This window comes from Bacillus sp. SIMBA_005 (assembly GCF_046535585.1).
Classification (GTDB): domain Bacteria; phylum Bacillota; class Bacilli; order Bacillales; family Bacillaceae; genus Bacillus; species Bacillus pumilus.
On record NZ_JAWRWI010000023.1, the window covers coordinates 1 to 3,075 of the forward strand.

General features: G+C 52.2%; 1 rRNA gene. It reads left to right on the forward strand.

The window, feature by feature from the left end:
• Positions 1 to 95: 95 nt before the first annotated feature.
• Positions 96 to 3,026 (forward strand): 23S ribosomal RNA (locus SB660_RS18845).
• Positions 3,027 to 3,075: the final 49 nt, after the last annotated feature.

A 3,075-nucleotide genomic window follows, 5' to 3' on the forward strand; every position in this document is an offset into this window, starting at 1 on the left:
TGTTCTTTGAAAACTAGATAACAATAAGTAATACATTCACATTGAATGCAATGCAAAGTTCATCACACATAGTGATTCTTTCTAAAGTAAGAAATGGTTAAGTTAGAAAGGGCGCACGGTGGATGCCTTGGCACTAGGAGCCGATGAAGGACGGGACGAACACCGATATGCTTCGGGGAGCTGTAAGCAAGCTTTGATCCGGAGATTTCCGAATGGGGAAACCCACTGCTCGTAATGGAGTAGTATCCATACTTGAATACATAGAGTATGAGAAGGCATACCCGGGGAACTGAAACATCTAAGTACCCGGAGGAAGAGAAAGCAAATGCGATTCCCTGAGTAGCGGCGAGCGAAACGGGAACAGCCCAAACCAAGAGGCTTGCCTCTTGGGGTTGTAGGACACTCTATACGGAGTTACAAAGGAACGATATAAGCGAAGAGGTCTGGAAAGGCCCGCCAAAGAAGGTAACAGCCCTGTAACTGAAATGTTGTTCTCTCCAGAGTGGATCCTGAGTACGGCGGAACACGTGAAATTCCGTCGGAATCCGGGAGGACCATCTCCCAAGGCTAAATACTCCCTAGTGACCGATAGTGAACCAGTACCGTGAGGGAAAGGTGAAAAGCACCCCGGAAGGGGAGTGAAATAGATCCTGAAACCGTGTGCCTACAAGTAGTCAGAGCCCGTTAAAGGGTGATGGCGTGCCTTTTGTAGAATGAACCGGCGAGTTACGATCCCGTGCAAGGTTAAGCAGAAGATGCGGAGCCGCAGCGAAAGCGAGTCTGAATAGGGCGCATGAGTACGTGGTCGTAGACCCGAAACCAGGTGATCTACCCATGTCCAGGGTGAAGTTCAGGTAACACTGAATGGAGGCCCGAACCCACGCACGTTGAAAAGTGCGGGGATGAGGTGTGGGTAGGGGTGAAATGCCAATCGAACCTGGAGATAGCTGGTTCTCTCCGAAATAGCTTTAGGGCTAGCCTCAAGGTAAGAGTCTCGGAGGTAGAGCACTGATTGGACTAGGGGCCCCTACCGGGTTACCGAATTCAGTCAAACTCCGAATGCCGATGACTTATCCTTGGGAGTCAGACTGCGAGTGATAAGATCCGTAGTCGAAAGGGAAACAGCCCAGACCGCCAGCTAAGGTCCCAAAGTATACGTTAAGTGGAAAAGGATGTGGAGTTGCTTAGACAACCAGGATGTTGGCTTAGAAGCAGCCACCATTTAAAGAGTGCGTAATAGCTCACTGGTCGAGTGACTCTGCGCCGAAAATGTACCGGGGCTAAACGTATCACCGAAGCTGCGGACTGTTCTTACGAACAGTGGTAGGAGAGCGTTCTAAGTGCTGTGAAGTCAGACCGGAAGGACTGGTGGAGCGCTTAGAAGTGAGAATGCCGGTATGAGTAGCGAAAGACGGGTGAGAATCCCGTCCACCGAATGCCTAAGGTTTCCTGAGGAAGGCTCGTCCGCTCAGGGTTAGTCGGGACCTAAGCCGAGGCCGAAAGGCGTAGGCGATGGACAACAGGTTGATATTCCTGTACCACCTCCTCACCATTTGAGCAATGGGGGGACGCAGGAGGATAGGGTAAGCGCGGTATTGGATATCCGCGTCCAAGCAGTTAGGCTGGGAAATAGGCAAATCCGTTTCCCGTGAAGGCTGAGCTGTGATGGCGAGCGAAATTTAGTAGCGAAGTTCCTGATTCCACACTGCCAAGAAAAGCCTCTAGCGAGGTGAGAGGTGCCCGTACCGCAAACCGACACAGGTAGGCGAGGAGAGAATCCTAAGGTGATCGAGAGAACTCTCGTTAAGGAACTCGGCAAAATGACCCCGTAACTTCGGGAGAAGGGGTGCTTCTTAGGGTGTTAAAGCCCCGAGAAGCCGCAGTGAATAGGCCCAGGCGACTGTTTAGCAAAAACACAGGTCTCTGCGAAGCCGTAAGGCGAAGTATAGGGGCTGACGCCTGCCCGGTGCTGGAAGGTTAAGAGGAGCGCTTAGCGTAAGCGAAGGTGCGAATTGAAGCCCCAGTAAACGGCGGCCGTAACTATAACGGTCCTAAGGTAGCGAAATTCCTTGTCGGGTAAGTTCCGACCCGCACGAAAGGCGCAACGATCTGGGCACTGTCTCAACGAGAGACTCGGTGAAATTATAGTACCTGTGAAGATGCAGGTTACCCGCGACAGGACGGAAAGACCCCGTGGAGCTTTACTGCAGCCTGATATTGAATGTTGGTACAGCTTGTACAGGATAGGTAGGAGCCTTGGAAACCGGAGCGCTAGCTTCGGTGGAGGCATCGGTGGGATACTACCCTGGCTGTATTGACCTTCTAACCCGCTGCCCTTATCGGGCAGGGAGACAGTGTCAGGTGGGCAGTTTGACTGGGGCGGTCGCCTCCTAAAATGTAACGGAGGCGCCCAAAGGTTCCCTCAGAATGGTTGGAAATCATTCGCAGAGTGTAAAGGCACAAGGGAGCTTGACTGCGAGACCTACAAGTCGAGCAGGGACGAAAGTCGGGCTTAGTGATCCGGTGGTTCCGCATGGAAGGGCCATCGCTCAACGGATAAAAGCTACCCCGGGGATAACAGGCTTATCTCCCCCAAGAGTCCACATCGACGGGGAGGTTTGGCACCTCGATGTCGGCTCATCGCATCCTGGGGCTGTAGTCGGTCCCAAGGGTTGGGCTGTTCGCCCATTAAAGCGGTACGCGAGCTGGGTTCAGAACGTCGTGAGACAGTTCGGTCCCTATCCGTCGCGGGCGCAGGAAATTTGAGAGGAGCTGTCCTTAGTACGAGAGGACCGGGATGGACGCACCGCTGGTGTACCAGTTGTTCTGCCAAGGGCATCGCTGGGTAGCTATGTGCGGACGGGATAAGTGCTGAAAGCATCTAAGCATGAAGCCCCCCTCAAGATGAGATTTCCCATTCCGCAAGGAAGTAAGATCCCTGAAAGATGATCAGGTTGATAGGTCTGAGGTGGAAGCGTGGTGACACGTGGAGCTGACAGATACTAATAGATCGAGGACTTAACCTTTATTCTAATGTGAAGTTTGAACATTGTTATCTAGTTTTGAGAGAACATT